Annotated in this window: 14 protein-coding genes; 7 read left to right on the plus strand and 7 right to left on the minus strand. The window is 42.8% G+C overall.

Going from position 1 to position 17,684, the window contains the following annotated elements:
- Positions 1 to 206 precede the first annotated feature (206 nt).
- The 3 genes from SWP_RS11115 to SWP_RS11125 are packed head-to-tail and all read left to right on the plus strand — an operon-like array spanning position 207 to position 1,963.
- Positions 207 to 1,334 (plus strand): M14 family metallopeptidase, encoded by a 1,128-nt coding sequence (locus tag SWP_RS11115; protein WP_020912568.1) that lies wholly within the window; start codon positions 207 to 209, stop codon positions 1,332 to 1,334.
- Between the two features lie 33 nt (positions 1,335 to 1,367).
- Complete coding sequence (locus SWP_RS11120) at positions 1,368 to 1,685, plus strand: hypothetical protein (protein WP_020912569.1); 318 nt, start codon at positions 1,368 to 1,370, stop codon at positions 1,683 to 1,685.
- Complete coding sequence (locus SWP_RS11125; RefSeq protein WP_020912570.1) at positions 1,682 to 1,963, plus strand: YeaC family protein; 282 nt, start codon at positions 1,682 to 1,684, stop codon at positions 1,961 to 1,963. The genes SWP_RS11120 and SWP_RS11125 overlap by 4 nt, the downstream gene beginning before the upstream one ends.
- Before the next feature lie 59 nt (positions 1,964 to 2,022).
- On the opposite strand, the gene ansA is transcribed toward SWP_RS11125, so the two are convergent.
- Together ansA and sppA are read right to left on the minus strand one after the other, a co-directional pair.
- Positions 2,023 to 3,039 (minus strand): asparaginase, encoded by a 1,017-nt coding sequence (ansA, locus tag SWP_RS11130; RefSeq protein ID WP_044556397.1) that lies wholly within the window; start codon positions 3,037 to 3,039, stop codon positions 2,023 to 2,025.
- Between the two features lie 112 nt (positions 3,040 to 3,151).
- Positions 3,152 to 4,993 carry a signal peptide peptidase SppA gene (gene sppA, locus SWP_RS11135; RefSeq protein WP_020912572.1) on the minus strand — a complete coding sequence of 614 codons (1,842 nt, stop codon included), beginning with the start codon at positions 4,991 to 4,993 and terminating at the stop codon, positions 3,152 to 3,154.
- 155 nt (positions 4,994 to 5,148) lie between these two features.
- On the opposite strand from sppA, the gene SWP_RS11140 reads away from it, so the two are divergent.
- The 3 genes from SWP_RS11140 to SWP_RS11150 all read left to right on the plus strand — a co-directional run bounded on the left by SWP_RS11140 (position 5,149) and on the right by SWP_RS11150 (position 8,959).
- Positions 5,149 to 7,164: an oxidoreductase gene (locus SWP_RS11140; RefSeq protein WP_020912573.1), complete on the plus strand. Its 2,016-nt coding sequence runs from the start codon at positions 5,149 to 5,151 to the stop codon at positions 7,162 to 7,164.
- A gap of 234 nt (positions 7,165 to 7,398) precedes the next feature.
- Positions 7,399 to 8,349: an IS110-like element ISSpi5 family transposase gene (locus SWP_RS11145; protein ID WP_020912574.1), complete on the plus strand. Its 951-nt coding sequence runs from the start codon at positions 7,399 to 7,401 to the stop codon at positions 8,347 to 8,349.
- A 136-nt stretch (positions 8,350 to 8,485) separates the two neighbouring features.
- Positions 8,486 to 8,959 (plus strand): YciI family protein, encoded by a 474-nt coding sequence (locus tag SWP_RS11150; protein WP_020912575.1) that lies wholly within the window; start codon positions 8,486 to 8,488, stop codon positions 8,957 to 8,959.
- A 49-nt stretch (positions 8,960 to 9,008) separates the two neighbouring features.
- Here SWP_RS11150 and yfaE read toward each other — a convergent pair whose 3' ends face one another.
- From yfaE to ubiG, 5 genes are all read right to left on the minus strand, one after another.
- Positions 9,009 to 9,395 carry a class I ribonucleotide reductase maintenance protein YfaE gene (gene yfaE, locus SWP_RS11155; RefSeq protein WP_020912576.1) on the minus strand — a complete coding sequence of 129 codons (387 nt, stop codon included), beginning with the start codon at positions 9,393 to 9,395 and terminating at the stop codon, positions 9,009 to 9,011.
- Entirely contained in the window at positions 9,364 to 10,494 is a 1,131-nt protein-coding gene (gene nrdB, locus SWP_RS11160; RefSeq protein ID WP_020912577.1) for a class Ia ribonucleoside-diphosphate reductase subunit beta, read from the minus strand. Before nrdB ends, yfaE begins: the two co-directional genes overlap by 32 nt.
- 74 nt (positions 10,495 to 10,568) lie before the next feature.
- Complete coding sequence (gene nrdA / locus SWP_RS11165; protein ID WP_044555857.1) at positions 10,569 to 12,857, minus strand: class 1a ribonucleoside-diphosphate reductase subunit alpha; 2,289 nt, start codon at positions 12,855 to 12,857, stop codon at positions 10,569 to 10,571.
- Between the two features lie 399 nt (positions 12,858 to 13,256).
- Entirely contained in the window at positions 13,257 to 13,949 is a 693-nt protein-coding gene (locus tag SWP_RS11170; RefSeq protein ID WP_044555858.1) for an HAD family hydrolase, read from the minus strand.
- Positions 13,942 to 14,652, minus strand: coding sequence for a bifunctional 2-polyprenyl-6-hydroxyphenol methylase/3-demethylubiquinol 3-O-methyltransferase UbiG (gene ubiG / locus SWP_RS11175; protein ID WP_143711192.1), 711 nt, complete (start codon positions 14,650 to 14,652; stop codon positions 13,942 to 13,944). The genes SWP_RS11170 and ubiG overlap by 8 nt, the downstream gene beginning before the upstream one ends.
- 292 nt (positions 14,653 to 14,944) lie before the next feature.
- Here ubiG and gyrA point away from each other — a divergent pair, with 292 nt between their 5' ends.
- Positions 14,945 to 17,638, plus strand: a complete 2,694-nt coding sequence (gene gyrA, locus SWP_RS11180; protein WP_020912581.1) for a DNA gyrase subunit A — start codon at positions 14,945 to 14,947, stop codon at positions 17,636 to 17,638.
- Positions 17,639 to 17,684: the final 46 nt, after the last annotated feature.

Genomic DNA, 17,684 nt, shown 5'->3' on the forward strand with positions numbered 1-17,684 from the left:
CTTTAGGAATTGCTGGGATTGTATGGAATTTACGGTTGTGGGTAAAGCTCTGTATTGGACGTCAGTGCAACGTAAACCTTACAGAACCTAGATTTTTAGCGGTTATTGCACGCTTTTGGCTGCTCCTTATCACGTTTTGGTTTATTCTATAGCGCAAAGATTGATATCTAGCTGATCACAGCCCTAAACAGTAAAAAGGAAGTGTTATGCGTATTAGCGCGAATTTTGATGGCGGAAACATAGAAGTAATCAACGCAGACAATAAAGATGATGTGCAACTAGCCATACGTCCAGATGAAGGCGGTGAGTTCTTCCAGTGGTTTAACTTCAAATTAGACGGTGTAGTTGGCACTCAGTACACACTCAATATCATAAATGCGGATAAAGCTTCATATGTTAAAGGCTGGGAAGACTATCAAGCAGTGGCGACCTATGACAGACAAAGCTGGTTTAGACTGCCAACCACTTATCAAGACGGTAAATTAACAATCGAAGTAGAGCTAGATTGTGACGCTATTCAAATTGCTTATTTCGCACCATATAGTTACGAGCGTCATCAAGACTTGCTTGCTGCAGTGCAAGTACATCCACAGGTTAGTTTAGAGCATTTAGGCTTAACATTAGATGAACGTGACATGACGCTGATTAAAGTCGGCGATGGTGACGAAGAGAAAGCCAATATTTGGATCACTGCACGTCAGCATCCAGGTGAGACCATGGCAGAATGGTTAGTTGAAGGCTTAATCAATAATTTATTGGACAGCGACTGCCCAACAGCGAAATCATTGCTTGATAAAGCAAATTTCTACATCGTACCGAACATGAATCCGGACGGAAGCGTGCGCGGACACCTTCGCACTAATGCCGTAGGGACAAACTTAAACCGTGAATGGCAATCCCCTTCATTAGAAAAAAGCCCAGAAGTCTTTTATGTCGTCAACAAGATGAAAGAGACAGGCGTAGATCTATTTTATGATGTTCATGGTGATGAAGGCTTACCTTTTGTATTCTTGGCTGGCTGTGAAGGCGTGCCTGCGTACACCAAAGAAGATGCAAAACGTCAGCAAGCATTTGTTGATGCATTACAAATGGCCAGCCCAGATTTTCAAACTGAGTTTGGCTATGATAAAGATCAACCAGGTCAAGCAAACCTTACTGTCGGTTCCAACTGGGTTGCTCATACATTTGGGTGTATTTCTAATACTTTAGAAATGCCGTTTAAAGACAACGATAACATGCCTGACTTAATGGCTGGATGGTCACCGGAGCGTTGTATTTATCTTGGTGAGGCATCACTGATTGCAATGAATGCAGTTGTAGATAAATTAAAGTAATGAACAGTTAATAAGAGCGGCAGAGGTAAATATATGGCGTTAGTAAAATGCCCCGGCTGTGGTGAGCGGATATCGAGCATGGCAAAACAGTGCTCTCATTGTAAGGCGAATATTTCTGCTGACAATGAAAGCTTACAGGTTATTAGCCATATTAAGCGCTCTAACCAATTAATGAACCAAAGCTTTCTTGCGTTGACGTTATTTATTGGTGGCGTAGTAACTTGGTTTTGGGGCGGAGAGCCCGCTGAAGGTACTCGAGCAACGGTTGCTGGCGGTGCATTTGCGTTAGGCTTTGTTGGTTATCTCATAACACGAGTACAAATCGTACTCCATAAACGGAAAAAAGTATGACAGATATTAATAAAGTCATCGATGAGATGCCTACGGAAGTCTATGAGCGCTTAGTAAGTGCAGTAGAGCTTGGTAAGTGGGAAGATGGAACCGTCCTAAGCCAAGAGCAGCGAGCTTCTACGCAGCAAGTGGTGATGCTTTATCAAGCAAGGAAACTCACTCAAACAGAGCACTTTACTATCAATAGTGAAGGGCAGGTAAATGAGTTATCCAAGTCTGAACTTAAAAAGCAGTTTAGAGGCGACTCAATCGCTGAGTTTAAAGAGAAAGAGCTTTAAATTGTATCCTTAAAAACAAAAGCCGCTCTATCAGGAGCGGCTTTTTTATTTAAGTCTGTTTAATCTTGAGTCAATTCGCCAACAATGGATTGCTCCATGGCTGCGCGGATGGCTTCAGGGCTCAGATCTGTAGACAGTAAGTAGTGCAGTTTAGCTAATGCAGCTTCAGTCGTCATATCATAACCACTGATAACACCTGCGGATGCCAGCGCATTACCCGTCGCATAACCACCCATATTGACTTTCCCTTGCAAGCACTGCGTTAGGTTTACTAACACGATGCCACGATCATGTGCATCTTTGAGTGTCTTTAATAATGCAGGTGTCTGCGGAGCGTTGCCAACACCAAAGGTTAATAATATCAGCGCTTTTACGGGTTGTTGTAAAACATTGGCAAAAATTTCAGTATTGATCCCTGGGTAAAGAGTGACGACACCTATGGGCTGAGGACTAATGTTGATAACTTCCAATGCTTTGGTTGGGTTTTCATCTGCACGCTGACCCGCATGCCAACGGATCTTTATCCCAGCTTCAAGTAGCAAAGGAAAGTTAGGTGATGCAAACGCATTAAAACCGTCGGCATGAGCCTTCGTGGTACGGTTACCTCTAAACAGCTTATTATTGAAGAATAAGCACACCTCTGCGACAGGGTAGTTGGCAGCGATATAAAGTGCATTTAACAGGTTCGTTTGCCCATCCGAGCGTAATTGAGCCAAGGGGATCTGTGACCCGGTAACGATAACAGGTTTAGATAGATCTTGTAGCATGAAAGACAACGCCGACGCAGTATACGCCATAGTGTCAGTGCCATGGAGGATAACAAAGCCATCGTACTGCTCGTAGTTCGCTTTTATATCATTAGCGATCATTTGCCAATCGGTAGGTGCCATGTCTGAAGAGTCGATAAGTGGCGAGTATTCGCTAATGACAAAGTCTGGCATCTCTTCATGGTAAAACTCCGGCATCGCTTTAACACATTCTGTTAAAAAACCCGCTACAGGCGCAAAGCCCTGCTCAGTTTTTTGCATACCTATGGTTCCGCCTGTGTAGGCGACATATATACAGCGTTTAGTCATGTTATTTTTGTTTTTGAACACAATACAGTGATTATAAAGGTGCAGATAGAATAAAGCCCAGTAAAACTGGGCTTTATTTAATATTTGTTTATAAGCGTTATGAATAAAGGTCTTAGTCAGCGCATGTATCACAATATAGATAGACACCATTGGGGTCATCAAAAGTTTGTAACGTTTCAGCGACAGTAGAGAACTCACCTAAAAACTTCTCTAACAAAGTGGTTTGAGTCAGGCTTTCTGGTATATAAACCGCTGCTGAGGCAAACATCTCTTGTATAAATTGATCCTGTGGCGACAATTCTTGTTGGATCACTTCAGTATCAAAATGATCGATTTTCGCAAGTTCAGCTGCATGAGTAACAGCATTTTGTAGATCACCTATACCATCGACTAATCCAAGCTCAAGTGCTTTGCGCCCAGTCCAGACGCGTCCTTGAGCAATATTGTCTACTTGCTCTAAGGTCATGTCCCGCTCTGTTGCAACCAGTGATATAAAGTCTTTATATCCGCGTTCAATGTGACGCTGAATCACTGCACTTATCTGAGGAGATATTCCCTTGGTAACAGAAAAACCAGCCCAATCAGAGGTTGCGACGCCATCAGTATGTACACCAATACTCGCGAGAGAATCCTCAAAAGTAGTAACCATGCCAAAAATACCAATAGAGCCCGTTAACGTTGTAGGAGTTGCGTAGATATAGTCGGCACTAGCAGAGATCCAATATCCGCCTGATGCAGCATAGCTGCCCATACTGACAACAATAGGTTTGTTAGCGGCCTTTAAGGCTAACACCTCTTGACGGATCTGCTCTGAGGCAAATGCGCTACCACCTGGGCTGTCAACTCGAAGTACAACCGCCTTAATAGAATCGTCAAACCTCGCTTTACGCAGTAGTTCTGAAGTACTTTCGCCACCAATCTCACCGGCAGGCTGAGATCCATTTAAAATTTTGCCTTTTGCTACGATGATACCTACTTTATTATCAGCTAATAAAAGAGGGTGGCTTGCCGTTACAGAAAGGTAATCGTAGAAATCAACTTGTTTAAAAGATTCACCATCAGCAGATTTACCGACAGCGTCGACCATACTCAAGCGAAACTCTTCAGCCGTCTTTAACTCATCAACCCACTTTAGGTTAAGTGCCATTTGGCTAGATTGACCGTCAGCTTTATCGAGCTCAGCCAAATACTCTTTGGCTGATAATGACAATTGGCTCGCGGCAATATCGCGGTTTTGGCCTACGGTAGTGCTGTAACTTTCCCATAAATCATTTAAAAGTGCTAAGTTGGCTTCTTTAGCCGCGTCAGACATATCATCACGAATAAAAGGTTCTACCGCAGATTTAAAGGTACCAACTCTAAAAACATGCGCTTTAATTTTAAGTTTATCTAACGCTGACTTAAAGTATTGACGGTAGCGACCTAGGCCTTCTATTTCAACACTGCCTTGAGGGTTGAGATAGATGCGGTCGGCAAAACTGGCAAGGAAGTATTGGTTTTGTCCAAACCAATTTGCATGAGCAACAATAGGTTTGCCTGTTTCTTTAAAGTTGTTTAATGCATCGCCTATTGATTGCAGTTTACTCATTCCTGTACCACGTAAATGGCCTAGATCAAGTACCAATTGACTAATTCTTGCGTCGGATGAGGCATTGTTGACAACATCGATGACATCCGACAGTAGTATTTCTCCACTGCCATCCTTAGCACTGCCACTTTTCATTGCTGCTTCTAACGGATCAACACGACGTTTCTGATCAACGATAGTGCCTGACAGGTTAAGCACTAGCGCTGAGCCATCTTCAACTTTTAGTGTCTCTTCACTGCTAAGGGTTACGATAAGCGCAATAATCAAACCGAAAAAAATAAGGTTTAGAAATAGCTTTCTTGTGCCATTTATAATATTCCAGCAAAGCAGAAATATCCTTTTAAAAACTGAGGGTTTAGCGGGCATTAGCCACTCCTTTAAATCCGAATTAGCATAATGCTAACTGAAAATCCTTGAGAAAGGAAAACTCAATTGTAAAGGAATCTGATCACTCACTTATTGAGCTTATTGATTACACAAGGTATGCTGAATTAAATCACTTGTTTAAAAAGGATGTTTGAATGTCGTTTCCGCATTTATTAGAACCCTTAGATCTGGGCTTCACCCAGTTAAAGAACCGCGTATTGATGGGCTCAATGCATACAGGTTTAGAAGAAGAAAAGGGCGGTTTTGAGAAACTGGCAGCATTTTATAAAGAGCGCGCACAAGGTGGAGTAGGGCTAATTGTAACTGGTGGTATATCACCCAATTTACGAGGTCGGCTGGCACCAAATGCTTGTCAGTTGAGTTTTCCATGGCAGGTAAAGAAGCACACCGTTGTCACTAAAGCCGTTCACGAAGCTGGAGGCAAGATCTGCATGCAGCTGCTTCACGCTGGGCGATACGGCTATCATCCATTTTCACAGGCGCCAAGTAAGATTAAGTCTCCTATTACTCCTTTTACCCCCTCTAAAATGTCAACGCGTCAGGTTGCCGGGACGATTAAAGACTACGCCACTAGCGCTGCATTGGCTAAAAAGGCGGGTTACGATGGCGTTGAAGTGATGGGGAGTGAAGGTTATTTGATTAACCAGTTTGTAAGCTCTCGAACCAATAAGCGCACGGATAAATGGGGTGGATCTTTCGAAAATAGAACGCAGTTCCCTATTGAAATCGTAAAGCAGATCCGAGCTAAAGTGGGCAAGGAATTTATAATCATCTTTAGGTTATCGATGCTGGATTTAGTCGATAACGGCTCGACGTGGGATGAAGTAGTGCAACTTGCTAAGTTACTAGAAAGTGCTGGTGTGACGATTATCAACACCGGTATAGGATGGCATGAGGCGCGAGTGCCAACGATTGCGACTAGCGTACCGCGTGGAGCATTTTCTTGGGTAACAGAAAAGCTGATGAAAGAGATGAGCATCCCGCTCATCGCGACCAACCGTATTAATACTCCTGAAATTGGTGAGTCTATAATCGCATCAGGCCAAGCAGACATGGTGTCTATGGCTAGGCCGTTTCTAGCGGATGCTGAATTTGTTAATAAAGCAGCGGCTAATACTCCTGAACTGATTAATACCTGTATCGGCTGTAATCAAGCCTGCCTCGATCATACATTTGCACTTAAGCGGGCAACGTGTTTGGTCAATCCAAGAGCTTGTTATGAAACTGAACTCAACTTTACCCCTGCGAAAGTTAAAAAGCGTATAGCGGTTATGGGAGCGGGACCCGCTGGGATGGCGTTTTCCATTTATGCTGCTACCCGTGGCCATGAAGTCGTGCTATTTGAAGCTAAACCTGAAGTTGGCGGTCAATTTAATTTAGCTAGAAAGATCCCCGGTAAAGAAGAGTTTGACGAAACAATTCGCTACTTCCTCAATCAAATCAAATTACTCAAGGTGGAGTTGCGGTTAAACACGCGTTTAGATGCAAGCGTTGTAAGAGATGAAAAGTTTGATGAAATCGTTATGTCTTCGGGGGTAAAACCTAGACCACTTGATTTGCCGGGTTTTGATAACCTCAGGGTGGTTGATTACCAACAAGTGCTCAATGGCGATGTTGAAATAGGTCAGAAAGTGGCTTTGATCGGCGCCGGTGGTATTGGGTTCGATATGGCGCATTACCTTTGTGAAGACGAGTCATCAACACTCAACCCTAATAAGTGGCTTAAGCAGTGGGGCATTGATAAAGAGTATAAAGAAGCTGGCGGCCTTACTGAGCCAGTATTAGATGACAAACATCGTGAAGTCGTTTTATTGCAACGTAAAACCACCAAGATGGGTAAAGGGTTAGGTAAAACGACCGGCTGGATCCATCGCTCGGTTTTAAAGCAACATCAAGTCGCGATGAAAACGGGTGTTAGCTATGACAAATTTGATGAAGCAGGCTTGCACATAACGGTTGATGACAAGCCAGAGATATTAGCCGTCGATAACGTAGTGCTCTGTGCCGGGCAAGTGTCAAATACTGAGTTGGTTGACGAGATGAAGTCAACCGGTATCCCTGTGCATCTTATTGGTGGTGTTGATGTTGCCGATGAGCTCGATGCTAAGCGCGCAATACGCCAAGGTGCGGAGTTAGCTATCTCGCTTTAATGTGCTTGTATGGATAATAAACCCACCTAATTACACTTAATTCCCAGTTTCGGGTAATGTGAGACCCAGGCTTTAGCTGCAACTAAAGCTTTCATTTGTCGTAGTTCGATTGAATGATGGATCCTCTATCGAGAGACCGATAACAAGAAAGAACGCGACAAACGACTCCAAGCAAAATACTCGAATAGTCTACTGGGTCTCGAACCCGCATTTGCAAGCAAGAGTTAGCTTATTATGAAATCAAAAACTAATCAAAACATTAACGTTGGTGTCGATACTGGTAAGTACCAACTCGACATTTATATTCGACCACTAGATATCTATTTCACCGTTTCTAACGATGAAAAAGGGATTAAAGAAGCAGTGCGCCTCATTAAAAAGTACCATCCTGAGCGTATTGTCATTGAAGCGACAGGACGTCTTGAGATGCCCTTTATCATGGCTTGTGCTAACGCCAATTTACCCTTCGTGATAGCCAATCCGGTTCACATTAAACGCTTTGCTGGAGCAATAGGCCAACGCGCTAAAACAGATAAGCTAGACGCACAGCTGATAGCTCATTACAGTGAAGCGATTAAACCTAGGCTATCAACGCTAAAGCCTGATGTCATGCAGGCTATGAGCGATCTCGTAGGAAGGCGGAGCCAGCTTTTGGTCATGCAAACGATGGAAAAGAATCGGCTTCAAATTCTCCCTCAAGAGCTTGCAATGACGATCAAGCCAATCTTAACGGTCTTCAAAAATCAGATAACGAAGATAGAAAATAAAATCGTTAAACTCATCGAATCGAACGCTGACTATCAAGCTAAAAACCTTATCCTGCAAAGCATGAAAGGAATAGGTAAAATTGCCGCAGCATCCATTATCAGTAACCTACCAGAGCTTGGCTATATTAATAACAAAGAAGCCAGTTCGTTGGTTGGTGTAGCACCGATGAATAAAGAAAGTGGACGCTTTAAAGGCCATAGAAAAATCCAGGGAGGGCGACATCAAGTTAGAACCGTTTTGTACATGGCAATGATGTCAGCAATACAATCCAACCCCGTTTTTAAAGAGACTTATCAGCGACTCGTTGCCGCAGGAAAACCTAAGAAAGTCGCGATTATTGCATGCGTAAGAAAGATGGTTGTGATCCTAAATTCGATGCTAAGAGATGGTGTTTTGTGGGAAGCGCCCAAAGCTTAAAACTAGCTATTGACGCCATAGTCTCTTGTTAAAATGCTGATTGGTATCAAAGCCTGCCTAATTGATTAACAGAATTAGGCAGGCTTTTTTGTGTCATGTGAATTATCTTTAGGTAAACAGTAAAAAGGAAGTCGCTATGTTCATAAAACTAATAAGACAATTTCCTGTTATCGCTATGATTGCTTTTATGGCTTGTAGTGTGAATGCAGAAAACAGTATTAATCCCGATTATGACGCGAAGAGAGCCGTAAACGCTGGGGCTGATGAATATGGTATGAAACGCTATGTGATTGCATTCTTAAAGCGGGGACCCAATCGAAATAGGAGTAAAGAGGAGGCTAAGGCACTTCAGTCTGCACATATGGCAAATATAGGCAGACTTGCCGAAGCAGGGAAGCTGGTGTTAGCGGGGCCGTTTTTAGAGCAGGGTGATTTAAGAGGGATCTATATTTTTGATGTTGTGAGTATTGAAGAGGCCCAAGCGCTTACCGCTTCCGATCCTGCGATAAAGGCTGGAAGTTTAATCATGGAGCTTAAGCCCTGGTATGGTAGTGCGGCGCTTACGGAGATGAATGACTTACATAAGGTCATGTCTAAAAAGCGAATGTAAGGTTAGTGTAATAATGGAAATTAGCGATTATAGTTTATAAAGACTTTGTTTACTCAATCGACTCACTAGCTTGAAGCTGTTCATGCTTAGCTGTTCTTACAACTATCTCTACGCCCTCAACAGATAGATCTAAATCGATGTCAGTGTCAGGAACGCAGCAACAGGGCAGGCATTCGTCTGCTTCTAGTGTAACTAGTGGTTCACTGAGGTAACTCACAGAACCACTAATGACTTTAGTTTTACATTGTCCACAGAAGCCGTTGCGACACTCGGAGAAGGTCGTTACTTTCTTTTGTTCTAATGCCTCAAGCAAGGTTTGCTGCTGATTAAACAGCAGCACAGGTTGTCCTTGCAGGCTTACAATAGGTGCTTTCTTAAAGCTAGCTTGACAAAAGTTAACAGGTTTAAAGGTCAAAGTCAGAAAACTCGTCTTCATCAATAGAGGCATCAATTTGGCCAACCAGATAAGAAGATACTTCTACTTCCTGAGGTGCAACTTGCACCGCATCACTCTCTAGCCAATTTTTCATCCAAGGTAGTGGGTTGCTTTGCTCTGCATATGGCGATTCTAAATTAACCGCTTTCATGCGTTCATTGGTGATGTACTCAACATACTGGCAAAGGATTTGCTCATTTAGGCCAATCATTGAGCCGTCTTTGAACAGATATTTAGCCCATTCTTTCTCTTGCTCAGCAGCTTTAACGAAAATGTCGATTGCGGTTTGTTCACACTCTTTCGCAATTTCTGCCATTTCAGGATCGTCTTTGCCGGCATGCATAATTTTTAAAATATGCTGGGTACTATTTAGGTGTAAAGCTTCATCACGTGCAATAAGACGGATGATTTTAGCATTACCTTCCATCACATTACGTTCAGCAAAAGCAAATGAGCAAGCAAAGCTGACATAGAAACGAATCGCTTCTAGTACGTTTACCGACACCATACACAAATAGAGCGCTTTTTTGATTTCGCGCTTAGTGACTTCTACGACTTCACCATCTATTTGATGACTGCCTTCTCCAAGCAACTGGCATGCTTGGCTGAGTCTTATCAACTTGTCGTAATACGCTGCAATATCAGTTGCTCGTTTTAAGATCTCTTCATTTTCAACAATATCGTCAAAAACAACTGATGGATCATTAACAATGTTACGAATAATATGTGTGTAAGAACGAGAATGAATGGTTTCAGAAAATGACCAGGTCTCGATCCAAGTTTCAAGTTCAGGTAGCGATACCAGTGGCAGAAAAGCGACGTTTGGTGAGCGACCTTGAATCGAATCTAGTAGTGTTTGGTATTTCAGGTTTGAGATAAAGATATGCTTCTCATGCGCTGGCAAGGAGGCATAATCAATCTTATCTTTGCTTACATCTACTTCTTCTGGACGCCAGAAAAATGAAAGCTGCTTTTCAATTAGTTTTTCAAAAACTTCATATTTCTGTTGGTCGTAACGAGCAACATTGACTGATTGCCCAAGAAACATAGGCTCAAGCATTGCATTGTTAGGTGTTTGACAAAATGTAGAGTAGGCCATTTTTCTATCTTCCGATAACGGGGGCATAGCCCCCTTTAATTAACGTTTAAATACGAGTGATGAAATCCGTTGGATTAGATCTTACATGCGCCACCAGCGCAACTGTCATCTTCTACCTCAATGGCAGTGATATCATCGTGACTATCTGAAGCTCCATCACGGGTATTGTGATAGTAAAGTGTTTTCACACCATATTTGTATGCAGTTAAAAGATCTTTCAGCAGTACCTTCATCGGAACCTTGCCGTCAGGGAAACGGCCTGGATCGTAGTTAGTGTTAGCCGAAATAGATTGATCAACAAATTTTTGCATCAAACCTACTAACTGAATGTAACCGTCATTGTTCGGCATTTGCCAAAGCAGCTCATAGCTGTATTGATACTTATCAAAATCAGGAACAACTTGCTTTAGCTGGCCATCTTTACTGGCCTTAACGCTGATCAAGCCACGTGGGGGCTCGATACCATTGGTTGCGTTTGAGATCTGCGATGATGTCTCTGAAGGCATCAATGCGGAAACCGTTGAGTTACGCAGGCCGTGAGTTTTGATCTCTTCGCGAAGTGACTCCCAGTCCATATGTAGGGGTTCATCACAGATCTTATCAAGATCACGCTTGTAGGTATCAATTGGCAAAATACCTTTAGAGTAAGTTGTTTCATGAAACGAAGGGCACGCGCCTTGCTCTTTTGCCAAATTGTTTGAAGCTTTCAACAAGTAGTACTGAATCGCTTCGAACGTTTTATGGGTTATGCTGTTAGCTGAGCCATCAGAGTAACGCACACCTTCTTTGGCAAGGTAATTAGCAAAGTTAATCACACCGATCCCAAGAGTACGGCGGTTCATCGATGCTTTCTCTGCAGAGATGATTGGGTAATCTTGATAATCCAGTAGATTATCCAATGCTCTCACTGCTAGATCAGCGAGAGGTTCTAGTTCTTCAAGATTTTTAATTGCACCTAGGTTTAACGCAGAAAGCGTACAGAGGGCAATTTCACCGTCGGGATCATTGATGTTATTTAGAGGCTTGGTTGGTAGTGCGATCTCTAAACACAAGTTAGACTGACGAACTGGTGCAACTTTAGAGTCAAATGGACTATGAGTGTTGCAGTGATCGACGTTTTGAATGTAAATACGTCCGGTTGATGCACGTTCTTGCATCATCAATGAGAACAGTTCTACTGCTTTAACTTGTTGCTTACGAATACTCTCGTCTGCTTCATACTTTAAGTAAAGGCGTTCGAACTCTTCTTGGTCTTCAAAGAAGGCATCATACATACCTGGTACATCTGATGGGCTAAATAAACTAATCATGCCACCTTGGATCATACGTTGGTACATCAACTTATTGATCTGTACGCCGTAATCTAAATGGCGGATACGGTTATCGTCGACACCACGGTTGTTCTTTAGCACAAGTAGGGATTCAACTTCTAAATGCCAAATAGGGTAGAATAGGGTAGCAGCACCACCACGAACACCACCTTGCGAACAAGATTTTACTGCGGTTTGGAAGTACTTATAAAAAGGTAAGCAACCTGTATGGAAGGCTTCACCACCACGAATAGGGCTACCTAATGCACGAATACGACCTGCATTAACACCGATCCCAGCTCGCTGCGATACATATTTAACGATTGACGATGATGTCGCGTTAATGGAATCTAAGCTGTCACCGCACTCAATTAATACACATGAGCTAAATTGGCGTGTAGGGGTACGAACACCCGCCATTATCGGTGTAGGAAGCGAAATCTTAAACGTAGAAGTCGCATCGTAAAAATCTTTTATGTATTTAAGACGAGTCTCTTTTGGATATTTTGCGAATAAACACGCGGCAACCAAGATATAAAGGAACTGGGCGCTTTCATAAATTTCATGAGAGACACGATTCTGAACTAAATACTTACCTTCTAACTGCTTTACGGCAGCGTAAGAAAAGTTCATGTCGCGCCAATGATCGATATAACCGCCTAATATGTCGATCTCTTCGCGACTATAATCTTCCAATATATGTGCGTCGTATTTGCCTAGCTCAATGAGTTTAACAACATGGTCATAAAGTTTTGGTGGTTCAAATTGACCGAATGCTTTCTTACGGAGGTGGAAGATGGCGAGTCTTGCTGCTAAGAATTGGTAGTCTGGCGCTTCTGGTGAGATTAAGTCAGCAGCGGCTTTAATGATAGTCTCGTGGATCGCCTCTGTTGGGATCCCTTCGAAAAACTGTAGGTGAGAACGTAATTCAACTTCAGAGACTGACACATTGGTGAGTCCTTTTGCTGCCCATTCTATAACACGATGGATCTTGTCTAGATCGATGGTCTCACGTTCGCCACTACGTTTTGTGACTGTCATATTGCTATTCATTAAAGATAAACCTTGGTTCTTATATTTATGATAGTGACCTTTTAAGGCGCACTGTACGTTTCCCTGTAAACATCCAAATGAAACTGTAAAACAGTGGCATCCAACCTGTTGACACAAACTGCTAACTAGTGTCTACGATTGTCACTTACACACAATATATGGTGTTTTAAAATTTCTAAGGTACAAGATAGTGAGGTTATTGGATTTTTGCAAGTGCGAATTATGGGTACAAGTTGTGGATATCTTGAGGATAATTGTTAGAGTTAGTAATAGCTAACCCTTGAAGCTTGTTTTGATTTGAGTTCTGTGTAGAAGGAGAATATTTAGCCAGCGAAAAAACTTGTTGAAGATCGCAGGATCCTTTAGCGATCTTCACCATTTGTAAACTCGCGCGTTTGCCTAAATACCAAGTTGGTTTTTTAACCAGTCAGTGAGTGCTTCAGGGTCTTCAAAACTGATATCGCTTGGCCAATCCTCTATAGCATCAGTGGGGGCAATATAGCCCCATTTAGCTAGCCCTGCATGCATACCACTGGCCTTTGCTGCTTGCATATCACGCTCAGCATCACCGAGATAGAGTATCTGGTCTGGCCGTACAGATAATTGCTGCGCAGCAAGTTTCATCGGCGCAGTATGAGGCTTTGAATGTAATGTAGTATCACCACTAACAATAGAGGGCATCATTTTTTCAAGGCCCATTTTAATCATCAGAGGGCGGGTAAACTTTGCAGGTTTATTGGTGACGACCCCAAATGGAATCTCATGGGCTGACAACAATTCTAAAAATATATCTAAGCCAGCGAAAAGCTGACAATGCTTGCCGTTTACTTGGGGATAGTTTTTTAACAAAGCTGATTGCACCTGAACATGTGTATCTTCGTCTTTAGTCGGTAGTGCTGTTCGTACCATGGCTAAACTGCCATGGGACGCTTGAAAACGAAGTTCACTAATACTCACCGTAGGAAAGCCGAATTGAGTAAGGCTGATATTGAGTGCCTCGACCATATCTGGTGCTGTGTCAGCTAAAGTACCATCGAGATCAAAAAGCACTCCTTTGATGGTTAACGGCTTGCATTGCTCGCTATTAGTCATTTTTAATCGTCGCTATCATATAATTGACTTCTAGGCTTTTAGTGTACTTAAACACATCCGTTATTGGATTATAGGTGATCCCAACTGCATCGTTGCAGATTAGCTCGGCATTATCAGCAAGACCAATTAGCTCCGAGGGTCTGATGAACTTATTATGATCATGGGTACCCACTGGCAGCATCTTTAATAAATATTCTGCCCCTAAGATGGTCTCTACATAGGCACGAATGTTTCTATTAATAGTGGAGAAAAAAACGTAGCCGCCAGGTTTTACCATGTCAGCACAAGCTTGAATCACAGAGCTGGGGTCTGGCACATGCTCAAGCATTTCCATGCAGGTGATGACATCATATTGTTGTTTGTGTTCGTCTCGATGGTTTTCTGCGGTATTCTTGATATAGTTTATAGAAACTCCGGTTTCTAAAGCATGAAGACGAGCAACATCAAGCGGTTCTTCGCCCATATCAAGGCCAGTGACATCAGCACCAATACGCGCCATACTTTCAGATAAAATCCCGCCGCCACAGCCAACATCAAGTACCTTTTTTCCAAAAATACCGCCAGCAGTTTGATCGATATAATTGAGGCGCAGTGGATTAAGGTTGTGCAGGGGTTTGAACTCACCGTTTGGATCCCACCAAGTAGCTGCCATTTTCTCAAATTTTGCAATCTCTTCAGGATCGACATTATTGTTATTTTGCACTGTAATTACCTCAGATCGATTAGTTCGTCTTTTGTGCTTCATTATAATGATTAGCAGCAATAAACAAAGCGGAGATCGCTCGGTTTTCTACGATCCGCTCGAAGTGGCTATAAAATGCACTTATGCCTTGATTTTAATCAATAGTATTGCGTTTTTGTGCTTATTTAAAATGAATGCAGTATTGGGTCTAGCGCCACCAAATAACTGTGTTAGAATGCCAAATCACGTTTTCAAGCATGGCCGTTCTTATGAGTGAGAATTGCATGCTAAATTTCAGGGGATCGAGCAGTTTATGACTGATCTGGCTTCATCTATAACACCAATTAATATTGAAGACGAATTAAAGAATTCTTACCTCGATTACGCTATGAGTGTAATTGTAGGCCGGGCACTGCCCGATGTTCGTGATGGCTTAAAGCCTGTTCATCGTCGCGTCTTATTCGCCATGAACGAATTGAAGAACGACTGGAACAAGCCATATAAGAAATCGGCTCGTGTGGTCGGTGACGTAATTGGTAAATATCACCCGCATGGTGACACTGCTGTATACGACACAATTGTTCGTTTAGCGCAGCCATTCTCAATGAGATACCCACTTATCGACGGCCAAGGTAACTTCGGTTCAGTCGATGGTGATGCAGCAGCTGCAATGCGTTATACCGAAATCCGTATGGACAAAGTCGCGCATCAGTTATTAGCAGATCTCGAGAAAGAGACGGTCGATTTTGTACCTAACTATGATGGTACTGAGTTTATACCGGCTGTATTGCCAACTCGAATTCCAACGCTGTTGGTTAATGGTTCTTCTGGTATTGCTGTCGGCATGGCAACAAATATTCCACCTCACAACTTAACGGAAGTGATTGCAGGGTGTTTAGCGCTTATCGAAGATCCAGCATTGTCCATCGAACAATTGATGGAACATATACCTGGACCAGATTTCCCAACCGCTGCTATCGTCAATGGTCGTAAAGGCATTATTGATGCTTATAAGACTGGGCGTGGACGTGCTGTTATGCGCGCCCGTGCGGATGTTGAAACTGAAGATAATGGCCGTGAGCGTATTATTGTTCATGAAATCCCATATCAAGTTAACAAAGCTCGCTTAATCGAAAAGATTGCCGAGCTCGTAAAAGATAAGAAAATTGAAGGTATTAGTGGCCTCCGAGATGAGTCTGATAAAGACGGTATGCGGATTGTCATTGAGATCAAACGTGGTGAAGTGGGTGAAGTTGTATTAAACAACTTGTACGCGCAAACACAAATGCAATGCTCTTTTGGTATAAACATGGTGGCGTTGACTAACGGTCAGCCAAAACTATTTAATCTGAAAGAGATGCTCGAGTGTTTTATTCTTCACCGCCGTGAAGTTGTGACTCGTCGTACTGTATTTGAACTGCGTAAAGCCCGCGAAAGAGCCCATATTTTGGAAGCTCTAGCGGTTGCACTCGCTAACATTGACCCAATCATCGCACTTATTAAAGCCTCTCCAACACCCGCTGAAGCCAAAGTTAAATTGGTTGCACAAGGCTGGGAGCTTGGTCATGTAAAAGGTATGCTTGAAAAAGCTGGTGATGATGCGGCTCGTCCTGAGTGGCTAGAGCCAGAGTTTGGTATTCGCGATAACAAGTACTTCCTGACAGAGCAACAAGCACAAGCGATTCTTGAGCTTCGTTTGCACCGTTTAACGGGCCTTGAACACGACAAGATTATCGCTGAATATGAAGAGTTACTTGAAGTTATCGCTGCATTGCTACTGATATTAAGCAGCCCGCAGCGCTTGATGGAAGTGATTACTGAAGAGCTTCATGAAGTACTTGAAAACTTTGGCGATAAACGCCGCACGGTTATCAATGCTAATGAAGTTGATATGAGCCTAGAAGATCTAATCAACGAAGAGGATGTGGTCGTTACACTTTCTCATCTTGGTTATGCAAAATACCAAGCGCTCAGCGATTACCAAGCGCAGCGCCGTGGTGGTAAAGGTAAGGCAGCAACTAAAGTTAAAGATGAAGATTTCGTCGAAAAACTTTTAGTCGCGAATACTCACGATACTATTTTATGTTTTTCTGATTTCGGTAAAATGTATTGGTTGAAGGTGTATCAATTACCACTCGCGAGCCGTACCGCTCGTGGACGTCCAATTGTAAACTTATTGCCTCTATCTGAAGGTGAGCGTATTACCGCTATCTTACCAGTACGTGAATATGCAGATGATAAATACATCATTATGGCAACTTCTCACGGTACCGTTAAGAAAACAGCGTTAACAGCTTACAGCAACCCACGTGCGAACGGTATTATTGCGGTTAACTTGAAAGATGGTGACCAACTGATTGGCGTTGATATTACCGATGGTAATGACGACATAATGTTGTTCTCTAACGAAGGTAAAGTCGTTCGATTTAACGAAAAAGCACGTAATGCAGAAACGGGTGAAGTGAAAATTGACCCTGAAACTGGTGAAGAGGTGATTGCACTACGTGCGATGGGCCGTACTGCTACTGGTGTTCGTGGTATCAAGCTTGAAGATGGCCAAACGGTAGTATCGCTAATTGTGCCTAAAGAAGATGGCGCAATCTTGACGGTAACCGAAAATGGTTACGGTAAGCGAACTGCACTTTCTGAGTACCCAGCCAAGAGTCGTGGTACAAAAGGTGTTGTTTCTATCAAAGTGAGCGAACGTAATGGCGCTGTAGTCGGTGCTGTACAAGTTGGCGATAACGATGAAATCATGCTTATCAGCGACAAAGGAACTTTAGTTCGAACACCTGCGACTGGTGTATCGAGTATTGGCCGTAATACTCAAGGCGTTACTATTATCCGTACAGCGGAAGATGAAAAGGTAGTAGGTCTGCAGCGTATTGACGAAATACAAGATGAGGAAGTTGAACTCGATGAAGAGGGTAACCCAATCGTCAGCGAGGAAACGACTGAAGAAACTTCTCAAGCAGAAGGTTCTGAGCCAAGCGAGTCTGAAAGCTAAATAATCGCAAGCTTTGCTTTTAATTAAAAAAGGATGCCATTGGCAT

It is taken from the genome of Shewanella piezotolerans WP3 (assembly GCF_000014885.1).
Classification (GTDB): domain Bacteria; phylum Pseudomonadota; class Gammaproteobacteria; order Enterobacterales; family Shewanellaceae; genus Shewanella; species Shewanella piezotolerans.